27 protein-coding genes, 1 tRNA gene and 1 pseudogene are annotated in these 26,391 nt (G+C 60.8%); 24 read left to right on the top strand and 5 right to left on the bottom strand.

Annotation, left to right across the window (positions count from 1 at the left end; translation table 11 throughout):
- Positions 1-54 precede the first annotated feature (54 nt).
- Together E1K68_RS18205 and E1K68_RS18200 are read left to right on the top strand one after the other, a co-directional pair.
- The gene (locus E1K68_RS18205; protein ID WP_057711719.1) at positions 55-360 is read left to right on the top strand and encodes a hypothetical protein; all 306 of its coding nucleotides are present in this window, start codon (positions 55-57) and stop codon (positions 358-360) included.
- Between the two features lie 144 nt (positions 361-504).
- Positions 505-825 (top strand): I78 family peptidase inhibitor, encoded by a 321-nt coding sequence (locus tag E1K68_RS18200; RefSeq protein ID WP_003192494.1) that lies wholly within the window; start codon positions 505-507, stop codon positions 823-825.
- Between the two features lie 68 nt (positions 826-893).
- Here the strand turns inward: E1K68_RS18200 and E1K68_RS18195 are convergent, their stop codons facing one another.
- Together E1K68_RS18195 and E1K68_RS18190 are read right to left on the bottom strand one after the other, a co-directional pair.
- Entirely contained in the window at positions 894-1,106 is a 213-nt protein-coding gene (locus E1K68_RS18195; RefSeq protein ID WP_003192493.1) for a cold-shock protein, read from the bottom strand.
- 289 nt (positions 1,107-1,395) lie between these two features.
- Positions 1,396-1,710, bottom strand: coding sequence for a hypothetical protein (locus E1K68_RS18190; protein WP_019820908.1), 315 nt, complete (start codon positions 1,708-1,710; stop codon positions 1,396-1,398).
- A 365-nt stretch (positions 1,711-2,075) separates the two neighbouring features.
- Here E1K68_RS18190 and thrS point away from each other — a divergent pair, with 365 nt between their 5' ends.
- The 9 genes from thrS (at position 2,076) to E1K68_RS18145 (ending at position 9,530) form a co-directional block, all read left to right on the top strand.
- The gene (thrS, locus tag E1K68_RS18185; RefSeq protein WP_054898317.1) at positions 2,076-3,998 is read left to right on the top strand and encodes a threonine--tRNA ligase; all 1,923 of its coding nucleotides are present in this window, start codon (positions 2,076-2,078) and stop codon (positions 3,996-3,998) included.
- Positions 3,998-4,549 carry a translation initiation factor IF-3 gene (infC, locus tag E1K68_RS18180; protein WP_015884933.1) on the top strand — a complete coding sequence of 184 codons (552 nt, stop codon included), beginning with the start codon at positions 3,998-4,000 and terminating at the stop codon, positions 4,547-4,549. The genes thrS and infC overlap by 1 nt, the downstream gene beginning before the upstream one ends.
- A 59-nt stretch (positions 4,550-4,608) precedes the next feature.
- Positions 4,609-4,803, top strand: a complete 195-nt coding sequence (gene rpmI / locus E1K68_RS18175; protein WP_002553160.1) for a 50S ribosomal protein L35 — start codon at positions 4,609-4,611, stop codon at positions 4,801-4,803.
- Between the two features lie 29 nt (positions 4,804-4,832).
- Positions 4,833-5,189 (top strand): 50S ribosomal protein L20, encoded by a 357-nt coding sequence (rplT, locus tag E1K68_RS18170; protein ID WP_003192488.1) that lies wholly within the window; start codon positions 4,833-4,835, stop codon positions 5,187-5,189.
- 109 nt (positions 5,190-5,298) lie between these two features.
- The gene (gene pheS, locus E1K68_RS18165; protein ID WP_034135967.1) at positions 5,299-6,315 is read left to right on the top strand and encodes a phenylalanine--tRNA ligase subunit alpha; all 1,017 of its coding nucleotides are present in this window, start codon (positions 5,299-5,301) and stop codon (positions 6,313-6,315) included.
- 26 nt (positions 6,316-6,341) lie between these two features.
- Positions 6,342-8,720 (top strand): phenylalanine--tRNA ligase subunit beta, encoded by a 2,379-nt coding sequence (gene pheT, locus E1K68_RS18160; RefSeq protein ID WP_212614511.1) that lies wholly within the window; start codon positions 6,342-6,344, stop codon positions 8,718-8,720.
- A gap of 3 nt (positions 8,721-8,723) precedes the next feature.
- Positions 8,724-9,026: an integration host factor subunit alpha gene (gene ihfA, locus E1K68_RS18155; protein WP_002553164.1), complete on the top strand. Its 303-nt coding sequence runs from the start codon at positions 8,724-8,726 to the stop codon at positions 9,024-9,026.
- Entirely contained in the window at positions 9,007-9,363 is a 357-nt protein-coding gene (locus tag E1K68_RS18150; protein ID WP_003174972.1) for a MerR family transcriptional regulator, read from the top strand. Before ihfA ends, E1K68_RS18150 begins: the two co-directional genes overlap by 20 nt.
- A gap of 90 nt (positions 9,364-9,453) precedes the next feature.
- Positions 9,454-9,530: transfer RNA gene (locus E1K68_RS18145), tRNA-Pro, on the top strand.
- 79 nt (positions 9,531-9,609) lie between these two features.
- Here the strand turns inward: E1K68_RS18145 and E1K68_RS27895 are convergent.
- Positions 9,610-9,984 (bottom strand): annotated as a pseudogene (locus E1K68_RS27895) (integrase); the annotation flags it as partial.
- 543 nt (positions 9,985-10,527) lie between these two features.
- Between E1K68_RS27895 and aqpZ the strand changes: the two are divergent.
- Positions 10,528-11,220: an aquaporin Z gene (aqpZ, locus tag E1K68_RS18140; RefSeq protein WP_212614510.1), complete on the top strand. Its 693-nt coding sequence runs from the start codon at positions 10,528-10,530 to the stop codon at positions 11,218-11,220.
- Between the two features lie 40 nt (positions 11,221-11,260).
- Here the strand turns inward: aqpZ and E1K68_RS18135 are convergent, their stop codons facing one another.
- A complete protein-coding gene (locus tag E1K68_RS18135) occupies positions 11,261-12,592 on the bottom strand; it encodes an LLM class flavin-dependent oxidoreductase (protein WP_212614509.1) in 1,332 nt (443 codons plus the stop codon).
- Position 12,593: 1 nt separating this feature from the next.
- Complete coding sequence (locus tag E1K68_RS18130; protein WP_212614508.1) at positions 12,594-14,786, bottom strand: TonB-dependent receptor; 2,193 nt, start codon at positions 14,784-14,786, stop codon at positions 12,594-12,596.
- A gap of 197 nt (positions 14,787-14,983) precedes the next feature.
- Here E1K68_RS18130 and E1K68_RS18125 point away from each other — a divergent pair, with 197 nt between their 5' ends.
- From E1K68_RS18125 to gspD, 12 genes are all read left to right on the top strand, one after another.
- On the top strand, positions 14,984-16,024 hold the full coding sequence (locus E1K68_RS18125; RefSeq protein ID WP_212614507.1) for a LacI family DNA-binding transcriptional regulator: 1,041 nt from the start codon (positions 14,984-14,986) through the stop codon (positions 16,022-16,024).
- Between the two features lie 227 nt (positions 16,025-16,251).
- The gene (locus tag E1K68_RS18120) at positions 16,252-17,949 is read left to right on the top strand and encodes an ATPase, T2SS/T4P/T4SS family (protein ID WP_212614910.1); all 1,698 of its coding nucleotides are present in this window, start codon (positions 16,252-16,254) and stop codon (positions 17,947-17,949) included.
- Complete coding sequence (gene gspF, locus E1K68_RS18115) at positions 17,946-19,142, top strand: type II secretion system inner membrane protein GspF (protein ID WP_212614506.1); 1,197 nt, start codon at positions 17,946-17,948, stop codon at positions 19,140-19,142. The genes E1K68_RS18120 and gspF overlap by 4 nt, the downstream gene beginning before the upstream one ends.
- Positions 19,143-19,162: 20 nt before the next feature.
- Entirely contained in the window at positions 19,163-19,573 is a 411-nt protein-coding gene (gspG, locus tag E1K68_RS18110) for a type II secretion system major pseudopilin GspG (RefSeq protein WP_212614505.1), read from the top strand.
- Positions 19,574-19,580: 7 nt separating this feature from the next.
- A complete protein-coding gene (locus E1K68_RS18105; protein WP_212614504.1) occupies positions 19,581-20,006 on the top strand; it encodes a GspH/FimT family pseudopilin in 426 nt (141 codons plus the stop codon).
- The gene (locus E1K68_RS18100) at positions 20,003-20,335 is read left to right on the top strand and encodes a prepilin-type N-terminal cleavage/methylation domain-containing protein (RefSeq protein ID WP_192001718.1); all 333 of its coding nucleotides are present in this window, start codon (positions 20,003-20,005) and stop codon (positions 20,333-20,335) included. The genes E1K68_RS18105 and E1K68_RS18100 overlap by 4 nt, the downstream gene beginning before the upstream one ends.
- Positions 20,332-20,940: a prepilin-type N-terminal cleavage/methylation domain-containing protein gene (locus E1K68_RS18095; protein ID WP_212614503.1), complete on the top strand. Its 609-nt coding sequence runs from the start codon at positions 20,332-20,334 to the stop codon at positions 20,938-20,940. Before E1K68_RS18100 ends, E1K68_RS18095 begins: the two co-directional genes overlap by 4 nt.
- Positions 20,937-21,638 carry a general secretion pathway protein GspK gene (locus tag E1K68_RS18090; RefSeq protein WP_212614502.1) on the top strand — a complete coding sequence of 234 codons (702 nt, stop codon included), beginning with the start codon at positions 20,937-20,939 and terminating at the stop codon, positions 21,636-21,638. The genes E1K68_RS18095 and E1K68_RS18090 overlap by 4 nt, the downstream gene beginning before the upstream one ends.
- Positions 21,635-22,627: a PilN domain-containing protein gene (locus E1K68_RS18085; RefSeq protein WP_034134233.1), complete on the top strand. Its 993-nt coding sequence runs from the start codon at positions 21,635-21,637 to the stop codon at positions 22,625-22,627. The genes E1K68_RS18090 and E1K68_RS18085 overlap by 4 nt, the downstream gene beginning before the upstream one ends.
- Positions 22,602-23,204 (top strand): type II secretion system protein GspM, encoded by a 603-nt coding sequence (gspM, locus tag E1K68_RS18080; protein ID WP_212614501.1) that lies wholly within the window; start codon positions 22,602-22,604, stop codon positions 23,202-23,204. The genes E1K68_RS18085 and gspM overlap by 26 nt, the downstream gene beginning before the upstream one ends.
- The gene (locus tag E1K68_RS18075; protein ID WP_034134234.1) at positions 23,201-23,701 is read left to right on the top strand and encodes a general secretion pathway protein GspN; all 501 of its coding nucleotides are present in this window, start codon (positions 23,201-23,203) and stop codon (positions 23,699-23,701) included. The genes gspM and E1K68_RS18075 overlap by 4 nt, the downstream gene beginning before the upstream one ends.
- A gap of 5 nt (positions 23,702-23,706) precedes the next feature.
- The gene (gene gspD, locus E1K68_RS18070) at positions 23,707-25,833 is read left to right on the top strand and encodes a type II secretion system secretin GspD (protein WP_212614500.1); all 2,127 of its coding nucleotides are present in this window, start codon (positions 23,707-23,709) and stop codon (positions 25,831-25,833) included.
- Positions 25,834-26,391 lie beyond the last annotated feature (558 nt).

Below are 26,391 nucleotides of genomic sequence, written 5' to 3'. Positions count from 1 at the left end.
TGACGCAGAGGCTGTGCGACACTGTCGGCCTGTTAAATGGCCGGGAAACACCGCGTGCAAATCGATTTGAGCAAGCTCGACAACCTGACGCTGGAGGCTGTGCGCCAACTGCTTGGCAGCGCCAGTGACGACGAACATACCCAGCTGCGGGTGACCAAAAAAGGCGTCGCCTACATTTCTTCCGGCGTAGTCGGGGGGGCTGATATCGATGGCCTGCTGTTTCGCCTGGAGACCTGGGCCAAGGGTTCCGGTTATGTCGGTCTCGTGGCGGCCAGTGACGAAGTTTGGGTCATGCAGATTTTTAACGCACTGAAGCAGAATTGGCCTACAGCGACGTCAGACTATATCGACATCTACTAAGGGCGTTCATATCTAGTCACGATTGACAGGGCGCTTGCCAGCAGTGAGTCAGGCAGACTTGCCCACAAGCGGTTAACGTCTTGAAACCAATCGCTTTGACTGCTGTCGCACGATCTCTGTCCACTTTTTATCATAGGAGGCTTCATGCCTTGGAAGCTCGCATCATTCGGTACTTTGTTGGCTGCGCTCGCGTTGGCGGGTTGCAGCACCCCGGGTGCCTCTGAGCCAGGCAAAGCTGCCACTGCGACCGATGCCGGTCATAGCCGCTGTGAGTCGAAGGCTGCAGAGTTCGCCATCGGCCAGAAAGCCTCGCCTCAATTGCTGGAACAGGCCCGCACGCGTGCCGGCGCGCAGAATGCACGCATTCTCAAGCCCAATGACATGATCACGCTGGAGTATCGCTCCGACCGCTTGAACCTGAACACCGACAACAACCTGGTGATCAACCGGGTTAACTGCGGCTGATACGGCTTTTGCATCACCCATAAAAAACCCCGTCACATGGACGGGGTTTTTTTTAGCTCAGCGGAGAATTACTCGCCGCGAACCTGTGCAGCTTGCATACCCTTTTGGCCTTTCTCAGCCACGAAGGAAACGGTTTGGCCTTCTTTCAGGCTTTTGAAACCGTCGCTTTCGATAGCTTTGAAGTGTACGAACAAGTCGTCACCGCCACCTGTAGGAGTGATGAAGCCGAAGCCTTTTTCATCGTTGAACCATTTAACGGTGCCGGTTTGGCGATTAGACATGGTGTATCTCCAAGAAACATATATTTTCAGTAGTGCTGTGCTGCTCAGGCCAACTGGGCACACCGGGCTATCATAGTCGAAATGTTCGGCTTGGGAGCCCCCCCAAGGCACTGTTTGCTAATCAATCGCTTTGCGTTTGATCCATCATTGGGCTGAAAGCCCCGATTTACGGGGCTTTGCGACGACATATCAGCTATTAAAAAAAGCCGTAAAACCTGCATAATTTGTGCGAAATGGCAGTTTTCAGGCTGTTTTTCCAGCGAAATAGCCGTCGAATCGTCAGCCAATCTTACTTTTTCTTCACCACTTTGCAGGACGAAATAGCCGCGACCGCTTTGTTTTTAAGCTCCGGGCTGGCGTTCTGGTTGGTCATCAATTCCTTGATCTCGGCAGTGCTCAATTCGGCATTGATCTTGTCGGCGCCACATTCACAGTGGGCTTTGGCAGTTTTGACGTCCACGTTCTGGCTGGCGGCGGCACTGCAGTCGTTGACGAAGGCGTCACGGGCGCCGGCTGGCCAGTTGGAAGGGGCTGCAGCCTGCGCGCCGAGGGAAAGGAGGCTCAGGGTAGCGGCGACAGCGAGGGTAGAGGTAAAACGCATCATGGGGATGCTCCTTTGGGTCGAGGACGAACGGCGATTCTCAGTGGCTTTGAGGCCCTACGTACAGCTCAAGTTCACTTTCACAGCTATAAAGCCATGAATTGCTCTTTACCCAACGCTTGGCCGACGCGATGACCGTTCATCTGTGCTAGCATCCTTGCCTGGCTATTTCCCGGCGCGCCATTTGCCGCCTTGCCAGGTTCTTTTTGTTCACTCCAGTCACTCTGGTTCGATTATCGGTTGGCCGAAAGGCTCCTGCCGCTGTAAGGCAGGCGTTCATTATTGAACGGCCTGGTGTTGGATCTTGTACTGGCTCATCCCAACCCACGTGACCTTTGGTAGGGGTCACCACTAGGAGAGGAGGCGCCATGCCAACTATTACTCTTCCCGACGGCAGTCAACGTTCATTCGATCATCCGGTTTCCGTAGCCGAGGTCGCCGCATCCATTGGTGCAGGCCTGGCCAAGGCCACCGTGGCCGGCAAGGTCGACGGCAAGCTGGTTGACGCCAGCGACCTGATCACCAGCGACGCCAGCCTGCAAATCATCACGCCCAAGGATCAAGAGGGGCTGGAGATCATTCGCCACTCTTGCGCGCACTTGATTGGCCATGCGGTCAAGCAACTGTACCCAACCGCCAAGATGGTGATCGGCCCGGTCATTGAAGAAGGCTTCTATTACGACATCGCCTATGAGCGTCCTTTTACTCCGGACGACTTGGCGGCCATCGAGCAGCGCATGCACGCGCTGATCGAAAAAGATTACGACGTCATCAAGAAAGTCACCCCGCGTGCCGAAGTGATCGACGTGTTTACCGCGCGTGGCGAGGACTACAAACTGCGTCTGGTGGAAGACATGCCGGACGAGCAGGCCATGGGCCTGTACTACCACGAAGAATATGTCGACATGTGCCGTGGCCCGCACGTGCCGAACACGCGCTTTCTCAAGTCGTTCAAGCTGACCAAGCTGTCCGGTGCCTACTGGCGCGGTGATGCGAAGAACGAACAACTGCAACGGATCTACGGCACGGCCTGGGCTGACAAGAAGCAGCTGGCCGCCTACATCCAGCGCATCGAAGAAGCCGAAAAACGCGACCACCGCAAGATCGGCAAGCGCCTGAACCTGTTCCACCTTCAGGAAGAAGCGCCGGGCATGGTGTTCTGGCATCCGAATGGCTGGACCCTGTACCAAGTGCTTGAGCAGTACATGCGCAAGGTGCAGCGCGAAAACGGCTACCTGGAGATCAAGACCCCGCAAGTGGTTGATCGCAGCCTGTGGGAGAAATCCGGGCACTGGGCCAACTACGCCGACAACATGTTCACCACCCAGTCGGAAAACCGCGACTACGCCATCAAGCCGATGAACTGCCCGTGCCACGTGCAGGTCTTCAACCAGGGCCTGAAGAGCTACCGCGAGTTGCCGATGCGCCTGGCCGAGTTTGGTGCCTGCCACCGTAACGAGCCATCGGGTGCGTTGCACGGCATCATGCGTGTGCGCGGCTTCACCCAGGATGACGCCCACATCTTCTGCACCGAAGAGCAGATGCAGGCCGAGTCCGCAGCGTTTATCAAGCTGACCATGGACGTTTATCGCGATTTCGGCTTTACCGACGTCGAGATGAAGCTGTCCACTCGTCCGGAAAAGCGCGTCGGTTCCGACGAGCTGTGGGATCGCGCCGAAGCGGCACTGGCCGCAGCGCTGGACAGTGCGGGCCTTGCGTACGATCTGCAGCCGGGTGAGGGCGCCTTCTACGGTCCGAAGATCGAGTTCTCGCTCAAAGATTGCCTTGGCCGTGTCTGGCAGTGTGGTACCCTGCAGCTCGATTTTAACCTGCCGATCCGTCTGGGAGCCGAATACGTCTCCGAAGACAACAGCCGTAAACACCCGGTTATGCTGCACCGGGCGATCCTCGGCTCGTTCGAACGGTTCGTCGGTATCCTGATCGAGCACTACGAGGGCGCGTTCCCTGCGTGGCTGGCTCCGACCCAGGCAGTGATCATGAATATCACTGATAAACAGGCAGATTTTGCCGCTGAAGTTGAAAAAACTCTCAACGAAAGCGGGTTTCGTGCCAAGTCCGACTTGAGAAATGAAAAGATCGGCTTTAAAATCCGCGAGCATACCTTGCTCAAGGTTCCCTATCTCTTGGTTATCGGAGATCGGGAAGTCGAGATGCAGACTGTCGCTGTGCGTACTCGTGAAGGTGCTGACCTGGGCTCGATGCCCGTCGCCCAGTTCGCTGAGTTCCTCGCGCAAGCGGTTTCCCGGCGTGGTCGCCCAGATTCGGAGTAATTATTATTAAGCGTGAAATGAGACAAGATAAACGAGCTGCACCGAAAGCCCCGATCAACGAGAATATCTCGGCACGCGAGGTTCGGTTAATTGGCGCTGATGGCGAGCAGATTGGCATCGTCTCGATTGATGAAGCGCTTCGTATTGCAGAAGAGTCCAAGCTGGACCTGGTGGAAATCTCCGCCGATGCAATCCCACCTGTTTGTCGGGTGATGGACTACGGCAAATCGATCTTCGAAAAGAAGAAGCAGGTTGCCGCAGCGAAGAAGAACCAGAAGCAGATTCAAGTAAAAGAAATCAAGTTTCGTCCAGGGACGGAGGAAGGGGATTACCAGGTAAAACTGCGCAACCTGGTACGTTTCCTGAGTGATGGGGACAGGGCCAAGGTATCCTTGCGATTCCGCGGCCGTGAGATGGCCCACCAGGAGCTGGGGATGGAACTCCTCAAGCGGGTTGAAGCTGACCTGCTGGAGTACGGTTCGGTCGAACAGCATCCTAAGATGGAAGGACGCCAGCTTATTATGGTCATCGCCCCGAAAAAGAAGAAGTAATCAACAGGGCACGGCAGGCCTTCTGATTATGTTTATCAACTGAATGCGGAGTACCGAACATGCCAAAGATGAAAACTAAAAGTGGTGCTGCTAAGCGGTTTCTGAAAACTGCTAACGGCATCAAGCACAAGCACGCTTTCAAGAGCCACATCCTGACCAAAATGTCGACCAAGCGTAAGCGTCAACTGCGCGGTAGCAGCTTGCTGCATCCGTCTGACGTGGCAAAAGTCGAGCGCATGCTGCGCCTTCGTTAATTTTGGTTCAAGAATAGAGGAAGTAACTCATGGCTCGTGTAAAGCGTGGCGTCATGGCCCGTAAGCGTCACAAAAAAATTCTGAAACTTGCTAAAGGCTACTACGGCGCGCGTTCACGCGTATTCCGTGTTGCCAAGCAAGCGGTAATCAAGGCAGGCCAATACGCCTACCGCGACCGTCGTCAGAAAAAACGTCAGTTCCGCGCTCTGTGGATCGCTCGTATCAACGCTGGTGCACGTGTTAACGGTCTGTCCTACAGCCGTTTCATCGCTGGCCTGAAAAAAGCGTCCATCGAAATCGACCGTAAGGTTCTGGCTGAACTGGCCGTGAACGAAAAAGCGGTGTTTGCTGCGATTGTCGAGAAAGCTAAAGCCTCCTTGGCTTAAGTACCCCCGACAGTCACCCTGGGCTACTCCTGTGGCCCAAGGTGGTAAACGTCATAAATAGGGGAAGAGCCTTCAAGCTCTTCCCCTATTTTGTATCTGGAGTCTGTACATGGAAAACCTGGACGCGCTCGTCGCCCAAGCCCTTGAGGCTGTGCAAAGCGCTGAAGATGTAAATGCCCTGGAGCAAATCCGGGTTCACTACCTTGGCAAGAAAGGTGAATTGACTCAGGTGATGAAGACCCTGGGAAATATGCCTGCTGAAGAGCGTCCGCAAGTCGGTGCGCTGATCAACGTCGCCAAGGAGCGTGTCACAGAGGTTCTCAATGCGCGCAAGGCGTCGCTCGAGGAGGCCGATCTTGCGGCCAAGCTCGCCGCCGAGTCCATTGACGTGACCTTGCCTGGTCGTGGCCAGGCCTCGGGCGGTCTGCATCCGATCACCCGGACTCTGGAACGTATCGAACAGTTCTTCACCCACATCGGCTACGGCATTGCCGAAGGCCCTGAGGTCGAAGACGACTACCACAACTTCGAGGCGCTCAACATCCCAGGCCATCACCCGGCCCGGTCGATGCACGACACCTTTTATTTCAACGCCAACATGCTGCTGCGCACCCATACCTCGCCGGTACAGGTCCGCACCATGGAAGCGAACAAGCCGCCGATCCGCATTGTCTGCCCAGGCCGTGTGTACCGTAGCGACTCGGATATCACCCACTCGCCGATGTTCCACCAGGTCGAAGGCCTGCTGGTTGATCGCGATATCAATTTCGCCGACCTCAAAGGCACCATCGAAGAGTTCCTGCGGGTGTTCTTCGAGAAAGAGTTGGCCGTGCGTTTCCGTCCTTCATTCTTCCCGTTCACCGAGCCGTCCGCTGAAGTCGACATGGAATGCGTGATGTGCAGCGGTAAAGGCTGCCGTGTGTGCAAGCAGACCGGCTGGCTGGAAGTGATGGGCTGCGGCATGGTTCACCCCAACGTGCTGCGCATGTCCGGGATCGACCCGGAAGAGTTCTCGGGCTTTGCCTTCGGCATGGGCGTTGAGCGTCTGGCCATGCTGCGTTACGGCGTGAACGACTTGCGTCTGTTCTTCGACAACGACTTGCGGTTCCTCGCGCAATTTCGCTAGTCGTAACGAATCTTTAGGAGAGCAGGATGAAATTCAGTGAACAATGGCTGCGTGGCTGGGTAAGCCCGCAGGTAGATCGCGACGCGCTGGTTGCGCGTCTGTCGATGGCCGGCCTTGAGGTCGATAGCGTTACCCCGGCCGCCGGAGTTTTCAGCGGCGTGGTGGTGGGCGAGGTGTTGAGCACCGAGCAGCACCCGGATGCCGACAAATTGCGTGTGTGCCAGGTCAGCAACGGCTCGGAAACCTTTCAGGTCGTGTGCGGAGCGCCTAACGTGCGCCCGGGCCTGAAGATCCCGTTCGCCATGATCGGCGCCCAGTTGCCGGGCGACTTCAAGATCAAGAAGGCCAAGCTGCGTGGCGTTGAATCCAACGGCATGCTGTGCTCCCAGGCTGAGCTGCAAGTGGGTGAGGGCAATGATGGCTTGATGGAGCTGCCGGCCGACGCGCCAGTGGGTCAGGACATCCGTGTTTACCTGGAGCTGGAAGACGCCAGCATCGAGGTCGACCTGACCCCCAACCGCGGCGACTGCCTGTCCCTGGCTGGCCTGGCCCGTGAAGTGGGTGCGCTGTACAACGCGCCTGTCACCCGTCCAGTGGTCGCTGCCGTACCGGGGGTACACGACGAAGTACGCTCGATTGAAGTATTGGCGCCCAACGCTTGCCCGCGTTACCTGGGGCGTGTGATCCGTAACGTCGACCTGTCCAAGCCAACCCCGCTGTGGATGGTCGAGCGCCTGCGTCGTGCCGACGTGCGCAGCATCGACGCCGCCGTCGACATCACCAACTACGTGATGCTTGAACTGGGCCAGCCGTTGCACGCGTTCGATCTTGCCGAAATCAACGGCGGCATCCGCGTGCGTATGGCCGAAGAGGGTGAGAAGCTGGTGCTGCTCGATGGTCAGGAAGTCAGCCTGCGTGCCGATACCCTCGTGATCGCCGACCACGCACGCGCCCTGGCGATTGCCGGCGTGATGGGTGGCGAGCACAGCGGTGTATCCGCGACCACCCGTGATGTATTCCTTGAAAGTGCGTTCTTCGACCAGATCGCGATCGCTGGCAAGGCCCGTTCCTACGGCCTGCACACCGATGCGTCGCACCGCTACGAGCGTGGTGTGGACTGGAAACTCGCCCGTGAAGCCATGGAGCGCGCCACCGGCCTGCTGCTGGAAATCACCGGTGGCGAAGCCGGCCCGATCACCGAAACCGTCAGCGAACAGTACCTGCCGTCGATTGCGCCGATCACCTTGCGTGCCAAAAGCGTTGAGCAAATGCTCGGCCTGGTCATCGAGCCGGCTGAAATCGAGCAACTGCTGTCTGCGCTCGGCCTGGGTATTTCTGCGGGTGGGGAAGGGCAGTGGCAGGTTGCAGTACCTAGCCATCGCTTCGACATCAGCCTGGAAGTCGACCTGATCGAAGAGCTGGCGCGCCTGTACGGCTACAACCGCCTGCCGGTTCGCTATCCGCAAGCACGCCTGGCACCGCAACCCAAGGCCGAAGCGCGTGCGCACCTGCCTGAACTGCGTCGTTTGCTGGTTGCCCGTGGTTACCAGGAAGCAGTGACCTATAGCTTCATTGATCCAAAACAGTTCGAACTGTTCAACCCTGGCGTAGAGCCGTTGCTGCTGGCCAACCCGATCTCCAACGACATGGCCGCCATGCGTTCCTCGTTGTGGCCGGGCCTGGTGAAGGCACTTTCCCACAACCTGAACCGCCAGCAAGACCGCGTGCGCCTGTTCGAAAGCGGCTTGCGTTTCGTCGGCCAGCTCGATGGCTTGAAGCAAGAGCCAATGCTGGCGGGTGTTGTCTGCGGCAGCCGCCTGCCGGAAGGCTGGGCGCAAGGCCGTGAGGTCGTGGACTTCTTCGACGTCAAGGCTGACGTGGAAGCGGTGCTGGGCTTTGCCGGTGCGCTGGACGCCTTTACGTTTGTACCGGGCAGCCACCCAGCCTTGCACCCAGGCCAGACTGCGCGTATCGAGCGCGAAGGTCGCCTGGTAGGTTTTGTGGGCGCCATTCACCCGGAACTGTCGAAAACCCTGGGTCTGGACCGTCCAGTCTTCGTGTTTGAGCTAGTCTTGGCTGAAGTTGCGTCGGGCAAGATGCCTAAATTCAGCGAGTTGTCGCGCTTCCCTGAAGTGCGCCGCGACCTGGCCCTGATTGCCGACCGTGAAGTCGCTGCCACTGCAGTTCTGGATGTAATCCGTGAAAATGCAGGGGAATGGCTGACAGACCTCAGGCTATTTGACGTCTATCAGGGTAAAGGCATTGATCCGCATAGAAAAAGCCTCGCAGTTGGCTTGACCTGGCAGCATCCATCGCGCACTCTTAATGACGATGAGGTGAATACCACGACGCAAAATATCCTCACCTCGCTCGAACAAAGGTTGAACGCCACGTTAAGGAAGTGACGTATGGGGGCTTTGACGAAAGCTGAGATGGCGGAACGTCTGTACGAAGAGTTGGGTCTGAACAAGCGCGAGGCCAAGGAATTGGTCGAGCTGTTTTTTGAAGAGATCAGACACGCTCTGGAAGACAACGAACAGGTCAAATTGTCCGGTTTCGGCAATTTTGACCTGCGAGACAAACGCCAGCGGCCTGGCCGCAATCCAAAAACGGGAGAAGAAATCCCGATCACGGCTCGCCGTGTGGTCACCTTTCGTCCAGGGCAGAAGTTGAAGGCCCGAGTTGAGGCTTATGCTGGAACCAAGTCATAACGACGAGCTACCCGTCATCCCAGGCAAACGCTACTTCACCATTGGTGAAGTCAGCGAGCTGTGTGCGGTAAAACCGCACGTGCTGCGCTATTGGGAGCAGGAGTTTCCTCAACTCAACCCCGTCAAACGCACCGGGAACCGTCGGTATTATCAGCGCCAGGACGTGCTGATGATCCGACAGATCCGCGCGCTGCTGTACGACCAGGGGTTCACCATCAGCGGCGCACGCCAGCGTATGTCCGGTGATGAAGCCAAAGACGACACCACCCAATACAAGCAACTGATCCGCCAGATGATCTCCGAATTGGAAGATGTATTGGTGGTGCTGAAAAAATGATTCAAGCTTTAAAAATACTTCCACATTTCAAAAGCTTGCGGTATATTCCGGTTCGCTTCGTTAAGAAATGAACCCAGTAACACGCCTAGTCGGGGCGTAGCGCAGTCCGGTAGCGCACTAGCATGGGGTGCTAGGGGTCGAGTGTTCGAATCACTCCGTCCCGACCATTTATTCCTGAGTAAAATCAGTCACTTAAGCCGATAAGATGAATCGGCTTTTTTGTGCCTGCGCAAAACCTGCACAAAACTACCCAGTGATTTCGCAGATATTCAGGTCCGGAACTGCCTCGGACCAGATGATTTCCTCATGGTCTCGCTGGTATTTTTTGGTCATGCCCTCGCTCGCATGACCCGCAGATCTTCTGCCCCTCGAAACGCATGTCTAGGATGTCGGTCCGCCGCTGAGCGGTGATAAGCGCCAGGCCGATTGGCGTTCTGTAGCCAGGCAGGCGACTTTTTCCCTGATAGCCTTCAGGCCCTCAACGGTGTGCCGCTTGCGCTGCTTCTTCCCGACTCGTTTGATGGTGCTGGCCGCTGGGTTGTCCGGGCACAGGCCCTTGGCTGCGGCGTGGTTGAAAAAGTCGACCAATGGCGCCCGGCATTGGTTGGCTGAGCGCGGGGTGAACCATGATCCCAACATGCTCGACGCTGATTACCGGGATGGGGCTGACGAAGCTGGAAGCTCTGTGGCGGGAGCGGGACGCAGACCTGCTGGCTTAGCAGGTAGCAATGACGATAGCCCGGCCCAGCGCCGGGCTATTTGTTTCGCCTCAAGGCAACCCGACTGGGAGGTAATCCATAGCCTTTACCGGACGGGGCAGCTTTCGGCTCCGGGTTCATACGGATGGGCGTGCAGATCGGCATCAACTCTACTCTCAGCGCGGCCTTTTCCGTTGAAATCGCCCAGTCGACGACCGAGACCAACAGAGGTGTCCGCTTGCATGGGGCGCCAGGGGGCGGGTGTTCGAGTCACTCCGTCCCGACCATATTATTCAATGAATTAGCCCAATCGGTGACGGTTGTGCTTTTTCAGGGAATAAATGCCCTTCCCAGCATCCGTCGCCATTTTTCATAATCACCACACACCAAGGAAATTTCCCACATCCAACGCCGGTACCCCGTTGTTAGGCTCCCACTCTTTGACCTAACTTCAAGGAGTTACCTGATGACAAAACGTCTAGCCGCCGAGTTCTTCGGCACATTCTGGCTGGTACTGGGCGGTTGCGGCAGTGCCGTTCTGGCTGCCGCCTTCCCTGAGCTGGGCATCGGCTTTGTCGGCGTGGCCTTGGCATTTGGCTTAACCGTATTAACCATGGCCTACGCCGTCGGCCATATTTCCGGCGGGCATTTCAATCCCGCGGTCACCCTGGGTTTGCTCGCCGCCGGGCGGATTGACGGCAAGGACGTGGCGCCCTACATCCTCACTCAGGTCCTGGGCGCGATTGCAGCTGCCGGGGTGCTGTACCTGATCGCCAGCGGCAAGGCCGGGTTTGATGTGTCGGCGGGGTTTGCCACCAATGGTTATGGTGAGCACTCTCCAGGTGGCTTCTCGTTTCTGTCAGTGGTGGTCACCGAGTTTGTACTCACGGCGTTTTTCCTGCTGATTATCCTGGGTGTTACCGATAAAAAGGCGCCGGCCGGTTTTGCGCCGCTGGCCATCGGGTTCGCCCTGGTCTTGATTCACCTGATCAGCATTCCGGTGAGCAATACATCGGTTAACCCGGCGCGTAGTACGGGCGTGGCACTGTTTCAAGGCGATTGGGCGATGGCTCAGTTGTGGGTGTTCTGGGTGGTGCCTTTGCTCGGTGGCGTGTTTGGTGGGCTCGTGCACCGGTTCGTGTTGGCGACAAAACAGTAATCGCTCAGGCCACCTTTGCTCGGCGCGCGGGCCGTGTTCTTCATGATCGAGCCGCCTTGTAACGGTTGGCCGGGCGCGTCAGGCCTAGGTTTTCGCGCAGTGTGGTGCCGGTGTATTCGCGCCGAAACAAGCCACGCCGCTGTAACTCGGGAACGACCAGGCGGGCAAAATCTTCCAGCCCGCCCGGCAGGTGCGGTACCAGAATATTGAAGCCATCCGCTGCATCCTTTTCGAACCAGCGCTGCAGTCCATCGGCGATCTGCACCGGCGTGCCGATCACGCTGTAATGGCCGCGTCCACCGGCAATGCGTCGGCCCAGTTGCGCCAGTGTCAGCTGTTCGCGCTGGGCCAGTTCACTCAGCAGTTGCTGGCGGCTGCGCTGTCCGCTGTCGGTCAAGGGCAGCTCGGGCAGCGGCCCGTCCAGCGGGTAGCCGGACAGGTCGAAATTACCCAGCATGCGCCCCAGCAACGCCACACCCACCTCGGGTTCGACCAACGCCTGGAACGCTTCGAATTTGGCCTGGGCCAAGGCTTCGGTTTGCCCCACCACCACAAACACGCCCGGCATGATTTTCAGCGCGTCGGCCTCGCGCCCGTATTGGCCCAGGCGACCTTTGAGGTCGCTATAGAAGGCCTGCGCGTCGGCCAATGAGGTCTGCGCGGTAAACACCACTTCGGCGGTCTGCGCGGCCAGTTCACGGCCGGTTTCCGAGGAGCCGGCCTGCACGATCACCGGCTGGCCCTGCGGCGAGCGCGCCACGTTCAGGGGGCCTTTGACCTGGAAGTGTTCGCCCACATGGTCCAGCACATGGCGTTTACTTGGCTCGTAATAGCGCCCGCTGGCCTTGTCGCGCACGAAGGCGTCGTGGTCCCAGCTGTCCCACAGCCCCGTCACTACCTGATGAAATTCCCGTGCGCGGCTGTAGCGTTCGGCATGCCCCAGGTGCTCGTCGCGACCGAAATTCAGCGCCTCGGCCGCGTTATCCGAGGTCACCAGGTTCCAGCCTGCGCGACCGCCGGAGAGGTGATCCAGCGAGGCGAATTTACGCGCCACGTGGTACGGCTCGTTATAGCTGGTGGTAGCGGTGGCGATCAGGCCGATATGTTCGGTCACGGCACTGAGGGCCGAGAGCAGGGTGAGCGGCTCGAAATGATCCGAACGCGCCATTTGGCTGGCGACCTCACCGGTGGCGGCGGCGATGCTGTCGGCCACGAACAGTGCGTCGAATTTCGCCGCTTCCGCCACCCGTGCCAAATGCTTGTAGTGGGCGAAATCCAGGCCAGCGTTCGCCGGTACGTCGGGGTGGCGCCAGGCGGCCACGTGGTGCCCGGTAGCCATCAGGAAGGCGCCGAGTTTGAGTTGACGGCCCATGCTAGAAATCCTTGCGCAGTTGCACGCCGAAGTAACGCTCATCGTCACGAGGCACGGCGCGGTAGATGTAGTTGCCGCCGCTGGCCAGCAGCGGTGAGTAGGATTTGTCAGCGAGGTTCTTCGCCAACAGCGCCACGCGCCAGCCATTGGTATAGTCGGCCAGGGCCACGCTGGCGTTCCAGAGGCCGTAGGCGCCTTGTTTGGTGTCGAGGTTCTGGCTGATGTCGTACTGCACTTCGCTCTGCCAGCTGTAGTCAGTGCCCAGTTCGATATCCAGGCCGTTCTCCAGGGGGATGCTGTAGTCGGCGCGCACGTAGCTTTTCCAGTCCGGGCTGAACGGCAGTGGCTTGCCATTGACGTTGCAGGTTGCCGCTGCGCCTGGCGGGCACGCGAACTGATCGATGCGCGCCCGGGTATAGGCCAGGGCGCCGGAGAGCTTGAGTTGCTGGGTGGCTTGCAACGCGTAATCGAGCTCGACGCCTTCGGTGCTGACGCTGCCAGCGTTGATCAGGCGTGTCACGACTTGGCCGGCGACGGTGTCGAAAAAGTTGGCCTGGTAGTTGTCGTAGTCACTGTGGAACACCGCCAGGTTGGTGGTCAGGCGGTTGTTCCAGGCAGTGGCCTTGATTCCGGCTTCCCAGGTATTGGAAGTCTCCGGCTTGAGCGCGTCGGTGTCGCGCGGCTGCATGTTGAAGAACACGTTATAGGCCGGGCCTTTGTAGCCGCGCGAGTAGGTGAGGTAGCTGGTCACGGTGTCGCTGATGTCGTACTGCACGCCCAGCCGCCCGGACCAACCGTCCTCGTCTACCGAACCAGAACTCGACGTCGCCGGTTGAATGCCGCTGACGGCAGTGGCAGAGGTGGACACGCGGCGATGGTCGTACTTCAAGTCGTCATGGGTGTAACGCAAACCGGCGATGCCGCGAAAGCGCGAGGTGAAGTTGAGCGTGGTCTCGCCGAACGCCGCGTAGCTGTCGCTGGTGGTGTTGTAGTCGGCAATGCCACGGTCGATACGCGTCGTGGTGGTGAGGGTGCGCTGGTAGGTTTCTTCATCCTTGCCATGCATGTAGAACAGGCCGCCGACGTACTCCATGAACTCACCTTTGGGCGAGGCCAGGCGCAGCTCCTGGGAATACTGGTCGAACGCCAGCTCGCCTTTGTCGGCGGTGCCGGGGAACGCGGCAGTGACCGTGCCGAGACGGTCGCCATCCTGATATTGAGTGTTGTCCCAGCCACGCCAGGCGGTGATCGAGGTGAGGGTGTAGTCGCCCAGGTTCCAGTCCAACTGCGCCGACAAGCCCTTGTTGGTGTCTTCCACATGGCTGCGGGTATCGGTGTTGATATCGCGGTTGTCACTCGAGGCGCGCACCTGTCTCAAGGCATTGCTGAACGCCGGGCTGAGGGACTTGCTGACCACGCCATTGGGCGCGTCGTCGTGGGATTGCATGTAGTCGGCGATCAGGGTCAGTGTCACGTCATCGTTGGGCGTGAATTCCAGCTTGCCGCGAATGCCCTTGTGGTTGTAACCGTTGACCTCCTGGCCGTTGTGGCGGTTGTCGACGTTACCGTCGTAGCTGCCGAACAAAGTACTGATCGAGCCCTTGAGCACCTCCGGCACCAGGCTGCCACCGATGCCAAAGCGCGTGCGGCTTTCATGGCCGCTGTAGAACGACTGGTCGATAAAACCGTGGGTCTGGGCAGTCGGCGCCTTACTGGTGATATTCAGCACACCGGCCGACGCGTTCTTGCCGAACAGCGTGCCTTGCGGGCCACGCAGCACTTCGATGCGCTCCAAATCCAACAGGTCGAGTGTGGCCTGGCCGGGGCGTGCATAGACCACGCCATCGATCACCGTAGCCACCGTTGGCTCAACGCCCGGCGAGGTTGAAATGGTGCCCACGCCGCGCACGAACAATGAGGTGTCCTTGTTCGAAGCGCCGGTGCGAAAGTTCAGCGACGGTACTTGCTGCGCGATGCTCGCCACCCCGTTGCGATTGTCACGCTCCAGTTGCTCGCCATCGAGCACCGAGACGGCCACCGGCACTTTTTGCAGCGATTCTTCGCGGCGGGTAGCGGTGACTGTCACGGATTGGAGCGTGGGTTCCTGTTCGTCAGCCGCTACAGCGCCGCAGACGGGCAAGGCGCTGAGGCCAGCCAGAAGCAACAAATGGGTGTGCCGTGGAAAGTTATGCATGCTGTGCCCGCTCGAAAAAATACCCTGGTCCGCTGCGGTTCTGCGACCTTCAGCGCCTGAAAATGTCTTGGGCATTCGCTCGAGCGAGTAGCAGACAGTGCGCTTTGTTAGCGCTAACATCGGTATTATTGAAGGCGTCGGTTTAGAGCGTCAAATACTAAAAAATTAGTTTTATATTCCTTTTTGAGGTTTTTGCCGTGAACGAACAAAAACCGCGCAAGCGCCGGGGCGCCGGCCGCGTCACCCTCAATACCGTGGCGCGCCAGGCCGGGGTGTCGGCCATTACGGTGTCGCGTTACTTCAACCAACCTGAACAGGTGTCACCCGAGCGCCGTGAACGTATCGCCCAGGTAGTCGCGCAGTTGGGGTATGTGCCGAACCTGGTGGCCGGCGGGTTGGCCTCCGCGCGCGGCAAAATCGTTGCGATGGTGACTCCGAATATCTCGGGGCCGATTTTTGCCAATACGCTGCAGGGCTTCAGCGACACCCTCAATCGTCACGGCTACCAACTGTTGCTGGCCTCCAGCTATTTCAGCGTCGAGCAGGAGGAAAGCGCGGTGCGCGCTTTTCTCGGTTGGTCGCCGGCAGCGCTGGTGCTGACCAGCCGCTTTCACAGCCCTGGCACCGAGAAGATGATCGCCGAGGCAGATATACCGATCGTCGAAACCTGGGACTACGTGCCGGAACGCGCGCCGTTGCAAGTGGGGTTTTCTCATTATGAAGTGGGCGTCACCGCCGCGCGCTACTTGCATGGCAAAGGCTATCGACGCATCGCCTTCGTACAAAACAGTGCAGTGGGCGACCTCAGCGCATTGGAGCGGCGCGATGGATTTACCGCGACCCTCTCCGAGTTGGGTGTGCACCCGTGGGTCTTTGTGCCGGACGCCGACCGTGCGCCCTTCGAAGCCGGCAAGCAGGCCATGGAAGCGCTGATGGGGCAGGCCATCACGCCCGACGCGATTTTCTTCGCCAATGACAACCTCGCCGCGGGCGGTTTGCTGGCCGGTCAACGCGCCGGGCTGAGCATCCCCCAGGACTGCGCCGTATTGGGTTTTGGCGACTACCCGTTTGCACACATGTTGCTGCCCAGCCTCAGCACCCTCCGGCCCCCCGCGTTGGAGATCGGTGTACTCGCTGCCACACGCGTCCTGCAAAGTCTGGGCGTATTAGCCACCGATGAGGAAGTTAAGCGCTTGAATCTTTTGCACTGTCAGTTAATTGAACGAGAGAGCACCTGAACAACCATTCAATATGGCTAATTGCAACTAGTGGCTATTGGCTGCCAATGCTCTAAATCAGTGCATTTGGCAATGTTTTGTATTTAATTACCCCCTCATCCGGAACTAGGGCTATAACTTCCAGTCGATACACCCGGCTAACGCCTGCCTGGGCTATGGCGAACTAATGGCATTGTTCGGTAGTTCTAAATAGCCATACTTTTCGCAACGTTAGATATTCCTCAATGATGCCGTCAGCGCCCATCGATGCTTGCAAGATGCAGATCCCGCACACCGACCAGGTGTGCGTGTGGCTGATGCAGCACGCCGGGCTCAAAAACGTCGATCTGGAGCGCGCCCAGCGTTTATCCACTGAGCCTGGCGACCTGCTCGGTTTGCTCACGCGCCTGGGTTTGGTGTCCGAAGTCGAACTGGCTCGCGCCTGGGCCGATTTGCTGGGCGCCCCCTTGCTGTTGGCCGAGGCTGCGCCGCCGTTGCTCGACCCCTTACCCGTCTTGACTGAACGCTTCATGCGTCACTACCAAGTCGTACCCATGGGCTGGCATCAGAGCGGGTTGCGCGTGATGGCCGCCAACCCGGCGCAGTGGTATCCGTTCCAGGCCCTGGCCTATGCCTGTCAGGTGCCGGTGTGGCTGGCCATCGGTTCGCGTAATGAAGTCGACACGCTGATCGAGCGCTATTACGGCCAGGGCCGTTCCGCCATGGGCAGCCTGATCGAAAACCTCGATGAGCAGGGCGGCGTGCTGGAAGACATCGAACACCTCAAGGACATGGCCTCCGAAGCGCCAGTGATTCGCCTGGTCAATCTGATCCTGCAGCGCGCGGTGGAACAGCGCGCTTCGGATATCCATATCGAACCCTTCGAAAACCAACTCAAGGTGCGCTACCGCATCGACGGTGTGTTACACGACGCCGAAGCGCCGCCGGCCAGTTCGTCGGCGGCGGTGATCTCGCGGGTGAAGATCATGGCGCGCCTGGACATTGCCGAACGGCGCCTGCCTCAGGACGGGCGCATCATGCTGCGCATTCAGGGCAAGGCGTTGGACCTGCGGGTGTCCACGGTGCCCACCAGCTTTGGCGAGTCGGTGGTGATGCGCCTGTTGGACCGGCAAACCGTGCAGTTCGACTTCCCCAGCCTGGGCTTTGATGGCCCACGCCTGGCGGCCTTTTTGGACCTGTTGGCGCGGCCCCACGGCATCCTGTTGGTCACCGGGCCTACGGGCTCGGGCAAAACCACCACGCTCTATACCGCGTTGTCGCAGCTCAACACGGCTGAACGCAAGATCATCACCGTGGAAGACCCGGTGGAATACCAGCTTGAAGGCATCAACCAGATCCAGGTCAAGCCGGCCATCGGCCTGGACTTTGCCGGAGCGCTGCGCGCCATCGTGCGCCAGGACCCGGACGTGATCATGATCGGTGAAATCCGCGACCTGGAAACCTGCCGTATCGCCGTGCAGTCCTCCCTCACGGGTCACTTGGTGCTCTCAACCCTGCACACCAACAGCGCCGCGGCGAGCATCACGCGCTTGCTGGACATGGGCGTGGAAAGCTACCTGATTGCCTCCACGGTCAGCGGTATCCTCGCCCAGCGCCTGGTGCGCCGCCTGGACTCTGCCACGCGCGTGGCCTTCCAGGCCCCAGCGCAATTGATCCAGGAGCACGGCCTGGATCGCCTGACCGAGCAGCGTCCCATCCTGCTTTACCGCGGCGATTATCACGGCCGCAGCGCCCTCACTGAGTTGTTGGTAATGAACGATGAGTTGCGTGGCCTGCTGATGGGCCGCGCCGACGCCGCCAGCCTCGAACACGCCGCCCGCCGCGCCGGTTTGCGCACCTTGTATGAAGACGGTTTGCGCCAGGCCCTGGCCGGTGTCACGTCCCTGGAAGAAGTGCTGCGCGTCACCCGTGGTGACGACGCGTGAGCCTGTTCAAGTTCCGTGCGTTGGACAGCCAGGGCGTGGCCCAAAGCGGCACGCTGCAAGCTATTGACCAGGCCGCTGCCGTCGCCGTCTTGCATCAGCGAGGCTGGTTGCTGCTGCACATCGAAACGGCCAGCGGCCCCTTGTTGCGCCAGGCACGCGGGCAGTTGAAGGGCGCAGCGCTGGTGAGTTTTACCCAGCAATTGGCCACGCTACTGGGTGCCGGCCAGCCCCTCGAACGCGCTTTAAACCTGTTGCTCAAGCAAGCCCGCCATCCCCAGGTGCGGGCCTTGATCGAGCGCATTCGCGATCAGGTCAAGGCCGGCAAACCGCTGTCGGCGGCGCTGGAGGAGGAGGGCGGTACGTTTTCCCCGCTGTACCTGAGCATGGTGCGCGCCGGTGAAGCCGGCGGGGCGCTGGAAGGCACCCTGCGCCAGCTCAGCGACTACCTGGAGCGCAGCCAGTTGCTGCGCGGCGAGGTGATCAATGCGCTGATCTACCCGGCCTTCCTGGTGGTGGGCGTACTGGGTTCCCTGGCGCTGTTGCTGGCCTATGTGGTGCCGCAATTCGTGCCGATTTTCCAGGACCTGGGTGTACCGATTCCACTGATCACCCAGGTGATCCTGGCGCTCGGCGAGTTCCTCGGCGCCTATGGCCTGGTGGTGCTGGCCGGGTTGTCGATCAGTGGATGGGTCCTGGCAGCGCGCCTGCGCGACCCCCTGCGCCGTGAGCGTTACGACCGTCACCTGCTGGGCATCCGCGTGATCGGCCCGCTGTTGCAACGGGTGCAAGCCGCCCGCCTGGCCCGCACCCTCGGCACGTTGCTCTGCAATGGCGTGGCGCTGCTGCCGGCGCTGGTGATCGCCCGGCAAGTCTGCAGCAACCGTGCGCTCCAGGCGCAAGTGGCGCTGGCCGCGCAACGGGTCAAGGGCGGCGGCACCCTGGCCGATGCGTTCGGCCGCCAGCCGCTGTTACCGGAGCTGGCGCTGCACATGATTGAAGTCGGTGAACAGGCCGGCGAACTGGACAGCATGCTGCTCAAGGTCGCCGACATCTTCGACGTCGAGGCCAAGCGCGCCATCGAACGCTTGCTCGCGGCAATGGTGCCGACCCTGACCGTGGTCATGGCGGTGCTGGTGGCGGTGATCATGCTCGCGATCATGCTGCCGCTGATGAGCCTCACCAGTCATATATGAACTTTCAAGGAGCAGAACCGATGAAAAACCGACACCGCCAAGGCGGCTTTACCCTGTTGGAAATGCTGGCGGTGATCGTGCTGCTGGGCATAGTCGCGACCATTGTGGTGCGCCAGGTCGGTGGCAATGTGGACAAGGGCAAGTACGGCGCGGGCAAGGCGCAACTGGCCAGTTTGAGCATGAAGATCGACAGCTACGCCCTGGACGTGGGGGCGCCGCCCAACAACCTGCAACAGTTACTCGACAAGCCGGCCAGTGCTTCCAACTGGGCCGGCCCCTACGCCAAGCCTTCGGAGCTGAAAGACCCGTTCGGCCACGGGTTTGGCTATCGCTTCCCCGGTGAGCACGGCGCCTTCGACCTGATCTTCTACGGCCAGGACGGCCAACCCGGCGGCGAGGGCTACAGTGCCGACCTGGGCAACTGGGAATAACCCGCCCGTGGCCCAGCGAGGCTTTACCCTGCTGGAGATGCTGGTGGTCATTCTATTGATCGGCATCGCTGCCGGGTTGTTGGGGCTGGGTGTACGACAAGGGTTGCAGGTGGCCAAGGAGCGGCGGGTGGTCGCGCAGATGGTCGAGGCCCTGCGCGCCACGCGTGCGAGCGCGATCGTCAGCGGCGAGGCGGCGCACACTCAATTCGACCTTCAGGGCCGCACGTTCCACGCGCCAGGGCGTGCGTCTCAGCAGTGGCCAGCGCAGGTGCAAGTGACCTTGCACAGTGCCGAACAGGCCGGGGCCGCCGTGGTGTTCTATCCCGACGGCAGTTCCACCGGCGGTAACCTGCTGCTGGCCAACGGTAGCCGTCGTTGGCGCATCGACATTGGCTGGCTCACCGGCAGTGTGCAATCCAAGGCGCTGCCATGAAGCATCAGGCCGGTTTCACCTTGCTGGAAATGCTCGCCGCCCTGACGTTGATGGCGGTGTGCAGCAGTGTGTTGCTAGTTGCCTTCGGCCAGAGCGCGCGTTCCTTGTCCCAGGTGGCCCACAGCGACCGCCTCACCCATGCCGCGCTTACGCTGCTGGACCAGGAAGCTGCCGGCCCGCTGATTGAAGGAACCCGCCAAGGCCAACTCGACGGCATTCATTGGCAATTGACCAGCACCCGCCAACAGCCGCACCTGTTTCGTCTCGACCTGAACGTGCGTGAAGGCGTGCATCAGGCGCGCTTCAGCACTTTGAAGGCGCGCCTGTGAAGCGCCGTGAGCAGGGCTTCACGTTGCTGGAAGTGCTCGTGGTGCTCAGCTTGCTGTCGGTATTGTTGCTGCTGGTGAGCGCAGCGTTGCTGGGGGCCAATCGGGCGGTGGCCAAGGCCCAGGCCTACACCGCCAGCCTGGATGAAATGCGCGCCGCCCAACAGTTTTTGCGCACCTCGATCAGCGAGGCGCTGCCGCTGAAGCTCACTGACGACGGCAGCCAGGCCGAGGGTTTCTTGATCGGCATGCCGGAACGGCTGCAGTTTGTGGCGACCTTGCCCGGTGTATTGGGCGGGGGTATCCAGCGCTTTACCCTGCAACGGGTCGGGCAGGATCTGCAGGTGGCTTTTTCTCAGAGGGCATCGCAGGCCAACGCGCAGCGCGATGAGCCGCAGGTACTTTTGCATAACGTCGAGGCGTTGCAGTTCAGTTATCGCGGTGTCTCGCCACTGGGCCAGCCCACGGACTGGTTGAGCCCGTGGCCCTGGCCCCGGCGCTTGCCCACAGCGGTGCGCATCGACGCCACCGTCGACGGGCCGGTGCCGTGGGTCACCCAGGTGGTTGCGCTGCGCCTGAACCTGTCCAGCGCGAGCGGTGAAGAATGAGGCGCCAACGCGGTGCTGCGCTGTTGCTGGTGCTGTGGGTGCTGGCCTTGCTTAGCGTATTGCTGGGTGGCCTGGCCGGGTGGGTGCAACTGCAAAGTCGCCAGGCGCTGTGGCTGCGCCAGCACACCCAGACGCTGTTAGCCGCCCAGGCCGGTATCGCACAGGTCATGGCGCAAGGGCAGTGGGTGGCGGACGGGCGTTCTATTGCGCTGACCTTCGACGACGCCCGCTTGCAGGTCAGTGTGCGCAGTGAGCGCGGCAAGCTGTACCTGGTCAACGCCGCCCCCCAAGACCTCACACGTCTGGCCCTGGCCTGCGGCGCTACACCGGTTCAGGCCCGGCAGTTGGCCAAGGCCCTTGAGACGCGGCGCCAGCAGGGCCTGGCGCCGTTTCGGGTGCTGGAGCAAGTGCGTCAACTCCCCGGCATGACCCAGGCGCTCTACAGCCAACTACTGCCGCACATCACCTTGTGGAGCGACCTCGACCGGCCCGCTCCGGCATTCGCCAGCCCCCTGATGCGCAAGGCGTTGAACCTGCCAAGTCAGAACGCCGAGGGCGTCGACCCCGGCCAGGTCGTGGAAATCGACAGCCGCGCCGAGCGCCCCGGCGGCTATCAGGCACGCTTGCGACTGACCCTTTTATTAAGCCCTGCGGAGGACAGCGCACAGCCCTACCGGGTGGTGCGGTGGCAAGAATGATTCAACTCGAACCGATTGCCCGCTATTGGCGCGCCAGCCTGCTGCAACAAGGCTGGCGCTTGTGGCTCACGGAGTTACGCGGCTGTGTGCCGAAGTGGCTGGCGTTCCAGGAGCCGCCTGAGCAGGTTCACCACTGGCCGCTGACGGCGCCGGTGGTGCCAGGCAATGCGCGCCAGGTGCTGATGCTTGCCCCCGACGCCGTGTTGCAGCAAAGCGTGCAACTGCCTCTGGCCGCTGCACGCAACCTCATGGAAGTGGTTGGCTATGAACTGGACCGCTACACCCCGTTTGACGCCGAGCAGCTCTACTTCGTCGCCCGTCAGGAGCGGCGCACACCCAGCCACCTGGAGGTGAGGGTGGTGGCGATCCTGCGCGAGCGCCTGGACCAGATTCTCACCGACTGCGCCGCCCTCGGCCTGTACCCGCACCGCGTGGATGTGGCGGGCTTAGGCATTGATCTGCTGCCGGCGCCGTTGCGCCCGCGTTCGCGTCCTGCCGGCAAGCAATTGCAGCGCAGCCTGCCGTGGTTGTGCGGCGCTTTGCTGATCGCGGCGATGCTGTTGTGGCTCAACGACCGCCAGCGGGTACTCGACACCATGCGCGCCACTGTCCAACAGCAAAAAGCTGAGGTCGCCCAGGTGCACGCCCTGCGCCAGCAACTGCTCAATACCCGTGGTGCGGCACAGTACCTGTCCCAGCGCAAACGGGCGCAACCACCCCTGGCTGCGCTGCTAAATGACTTGACCAGTTGCCTGCCCGCCGATACCTGGCTCGACCAATTGGACGTCAAGGACGGCGAAGTGAGTTTTTCCGGCCAGAGCGCCAAGGCCAGTGGCCTGATCAGCCGCATCAAAGGCTGCCAGCGCTTGGACAACGCACAATTCGAAGGGGTGATCCAACCCGACGCACGCACCGGCAAAGACCAGTTTGCCTTGCGTGCCCACTTACGCCAGGAGGCCGCCGATGCGCCGACCCCGCACACCCCGTGAACGCCGCGGCGCCGCCTTGTTGACCCTGGCGTTGGTGCTCGGCGCGGCCTATTGGCTGTTGATCGACAGCTGGTTCGCCGGGCCGCTGCGGGCCATGGGTGAGCAGGCCGAACAGTTGCGTGAACAGCAGCAGCGCTATGCCAGCGTCATACGCCAGGGCGATGCCTTGCGCGAACAGCTGGCGCAGGCACAGCAAGACCCGGCCAGCAGCGCCAGCCTGTTGCCGGGCGACGACCCGGACGTGGTCGCCGCCGACCTGATGCAGCGTCTGGCCGACCTGATCAACAGCCACGCCAACCTCGGCGGCGGCTGCAACCTGACCCAGCGCAAGCCGATCACGCCTGAACAGGACGACAGCGAGCCCTATCGTCAGGTCAAGGTCAGCCTCACGCTCAATTGCGCCATCGAACCGCTGACCGCGATCCTGCATGGGCTGGAATATCAGCCGCCTTTTCTGTTCGTCGATGAGCTGCATATTCGTCGCGACAAACAGGCGCCGGCCAATGGCGGGGCAGGCAAGCTGGCGGTGCAACTGCTGGTGCGCGGCTACCTGCAACCGGCGCGGGTGGCACCATGATCGGCCCATTGCGTCCTCTGGAATGGGGCTGGCTCGGCGTGGCCGCGCTTTTGGGGCTGTTGATGGCGATGATCCTCAGCAGCATCGGCGATGCCCCCCGGTGGTTACCCGATGCACCGGTGCATGCGCCGCCCTCGTTCCAGGTGCAGGCCGCTCCCACGCCGGCGTTGCAAGACCTTGCCAGCACCTGGCAAGCGCCACTGTTCAGCCCGGATCGCCGCCCGGACCGGGAGGTGGGTAAAACCCAGGTGGCGAGCCTGGCCAACCTGACCCTCAGCGGCATCATGATCACCGGCAACCTGCAAATGGCCATGCTCAAGCAAGCCGGTGGCCCAACGCTCACGGTGCGCTTGGGCCAAGCGTTGCCCAACGGTTGGCGCCTGGAACACCTGACCCCGCAATACGCCCGTTTTGCCCTGGGCGGGCGCACCCAAACCCTGAGCCTCTACGGTAAGCGGCTACCCCTGATCTCACATCCCCGCGAGTCTCTCCCTTGATCGATATGCGCACTTCGCTGTTTTGCCTGGCTACCGCCGTCTCCCTGGGCGGCTGTGGCTCTTTGCCCGACACCCTCGACCCGGACGACGACCTGCTGCACGAGGCCCTGCAGGGCACGGGCGCACAACGCCTGCCGCTTCAGACGCCTGTGGCTCAAAGCCCTCCACCTGCCACCCAGGCCCCGCCACAGCGCCAGTTGATTCGCGGCAATCAAGCATTTGTGCGCCAGCCCAAGGCGCCTGTAAACGTGCCGGAGCAGGGCGGCGACATCGTGTTCAACTTCGCCGGCCAGCCCATCGAGGCCGTGATCAACAGCGTGATGGGCGACTTGCTGCACGAGAACTACAGCATCGCCGAGGGCGTGAAGGGCACTGTCAGCTTCTCCACCTCCAAACCCGTGGACAAACAGCAAGCGCTGTCGATTCTCGAAACCCTGCTGTCCTGGACCGACAACGCCATGATCAAACAGGGCAACCGCTATGTGATCCTGCCGGCCAACCAAGCAGTGGCGGGCAAGCTGGTGCCGCAGATGCGCGTGGCGCAACCGGCCAGCGGCCTCTCGGCACGTCTGTTTTCACTGCGCTATATCTCGGCCACCGAGATGCAGAAACTGCTCAAGCCCTTCGCCCGTGAAAACGCTTTTTTGTTGGTGGACCCGGCGCGCAATGTGCTGAGCCTGGCCGGCACGCCTGAAGAACTGGCCAACTACCAGGACACGATCGACACCTTCGATGTGGACTGGCTCAAGGGTATGTCGGTGGCGGTGTTTGGCCTGCAACGCGCCTCGGTAGCCGAGCTGATGCCCGAGCTGCAAGCCATGTTCGGCACGGACAGTGGCACACCCCTGGCCGGCATGCTGCGGTTCTTGCCGGTGGAGCGCACCAACTCGGTGGTGGCGATTTCTTCGCAGCCCCAGTACCTCAGCGAAGTGGGCGACTGGATCCGCACCATCGACGAGGGCGGCGGCAACGAGCCGCAGATGTATGTGTACGACGTGCGCAATATGAAGGCCGCCGACCTCGCAAAGTACCTGCGGCAAATCTACGGCAATGGCGCGATCAAGGATGACGCCCCGGCGAAGGTAGCGCCGGGGTTGCGTACCACCACCTTGTCCTCGTCCACCAGCGCCGGTTTGCAGGCCAACGCCCCGGTGCCCGCAGCCGAAGAACCTGAATCCGAGCCTGCCGAAAGCACCCAGGCGCCGCCCACCAGCGACCTCGAAGCGGGCACGCGCATCACCGCGCAAAAGAGCAGCAACCAACTGCTGGTACGCACCCGCCCGGCGCAGTGGAAAGAGATCGAAGCGGCGATCAAACGCCTCGACAACCCACCGCTGCAAGTGCAGATCGAGACCCGCATCCTGGAGGTCAAGCTCACCGGCGAACTGGACCTGGGCGTTCAGTGGTACCTGGGCCGCCTGGCCGGCAATTCCACCAGCACCACGGTGGCCAACGCCTCCGGCAGCCAAGGCGCCTTGGGCGGTGGCGGGGCAGGGCTGGGGGCGGCGGACTCGTTGTTCTATTCCTTCGTCAGCTCCAACCTGCAAGTGGCCTTGCACGCCCTGGAAACCAACGGCCGCACCCAGGTGCTGTCGGCGCCATCGCTGGTGGTGATGAACAACCAGCCGGCGCAGATCCAGGTGGGGGACAACATTCCCATCAGCCAGACCACCGTTAATACCGGAGACGCCGACACCACCTTGAGCAGTGTCGAATATGTGCAGACGGGGGTGATTCTGGATGTGGTACCGCGCATCAATCCGGGTGGGCTGGTGTACATGGATATCCAGCAACAGGTCAGTGATGCCCAGAACCCGACAGGTAACAGTGAGACGCCGGTGAACCCGCGCATCTCCACACGCTCGGTGTCCACCCAGGTAGCGGTGCAGAGTGGCCAGACGGTGTTGCTGGGCGGGTTGATCAAGCAGGACAACGCTGAGAGTGTCAGCGCCGTGCCTTACCTGGGGAAGATTCCGGGGTTGCGCTGGTTGTTTGGCAATACCGGCAGGTCCAAGGACCGCACGGAGCTGATTGTGCTGATTACGCCGAGGGTGATTACCAGCAGCAGTCAGGCGCGGCAGGTGACGGATGATTATCGCCAGCAGATGCAGTTGTTGCGACCGGCTCAATGAGCCTGGCTGCACCGAGTACCGATGTGGGAGGGGGGGGCGCTCTCGATGGTGGCCTGACACCCCGCGATCAAAAATGTGGGAGCTGGCTTGCCTGCGATGACGGCCTGCCAGCCGGCACCTATCAACCTGACACCCCGGAATCAAAAATGTGGGAGCTGGCTTGCCTGCGATGACGGCCTGCCAGCCGACGCCTATCTACCTGACACTCCGCAATCAAACTGTGGGCTTGCTCGCGAAGGCGGCCTAACAGGCGACGCAGTTATACCGGGTACATATCCATTCCTGCGGTAACGGCTACTTAGGGTTCCGCCCTGACGGCGGCTCACTTTGCAAAAGCGGCAAAGTAAGCAAAACGCTCTTGCCCCACCACTCGGCACCTCGCCTAGGCTCGGTGTGCCCGAACACAGTCTTGAATCCGTGTGCCGCCGCCACGCGCCATCCATGGCGCGGGGCGGCTAACCCGGCGTCCTGCCGGGTTACCCACGAATTCAAGCCTGCGTTCGGCCAGCGTGGTTTAACGGGGCGCCTAAGATCAAAAGCAGATCAAGATCAAGAGCG

This window comes from Pseudomonas sp. B2021, assembly GCF_018135665.1.
In the GTDB taxonomy this organism is placed as follows: Bacteria; Pseudomonadota; Gammaproteobacteria; order Pseudomonadales; family Pseudomonadaceae; genus Aquipseudomonas; species Aquipseudomonas lactis.
This window is presented reverse-complemented; position numbering and strand designations above follow the sequence as displayed.